Source organism: Streptomyces huiliensis, from assembly GCF_020037025.1.
Classification (GTDB): domain Bacteria; phylum Actinomycetota; class Actinomycetes; order Streptomycetales; family Streptomycetaceae; genus Streptomyces; species Streptomyces huiliensis.
Genome location: NZ_JAIQLH010000245.1, coordinates 1 through 591 on the forward strand (window position 1 = coordinate 1; position 591 = coordinate 591).

The 591-nt window shown below is 74.1% G+C and carries 1 pseudogene; it reads right to left on the reverse strand.

From position 1 onward, the window contains the following. Nucleotides 1-90: 90 nt before the first annotated feature. Nucleotides 91-591 (reverse strand): annotated as a pseudogene (locus JNW98_RS29685) (class I SAM-dependent methyltransferase); the annotation flags it as partial.

Consider the following 591-nt stretch of genomic DNA (forward strand, 5'->3'; position numbering starts at 1 on the left):
CGCTCCTCCGCCGGACGCGGTTCTCCAACGCGTACCGGATCGTGGCGCGCGCCGGGGCCGCGGACTGACCGGCCGAATCCCTGTACGCGGTCAGGCGAACCGCAGCAGCGTCACCGCGGGGGAGACGGACCGGAAGACCGGCACCAGGTGCTGGTGGCGGACGAGCCGGCCCGTCACCCCGCGGCCACGCGGCATGGTCAGCGCCCGTACGTCCGTGATCCGCGGGTGTACCGCGTACAGCCGGGAGCGGTCGCGCGGCGCCATCGACCAGTGCATCGGCGGGATGGCCAACTCACCGATCCGGATCTTCCCTTCGCGTGTCAGCCTGGTGATCCAGCGGGGCATCGAGTCCAGCACCAGCGCCCCGCCCGGCAGCCGTTCGGCGCACGCGGCGATGATGTCCCGCACCTCGCGGGGCCGCAGGTACATCATCAGCGCCTGCGCGGTCACGATCGTGCCCCGTTCCGGGGCGTCGATCTCGTCGAGCCAGCTCAGGTCGGCGGCGGACCGGGCGAGCACCCGCGCCCGCGGGTGCTCCGGCAGCAGGGCGCGCCGCAGTCCGGCGGCCTCCGGCAGGTCGACGCTCAGCCA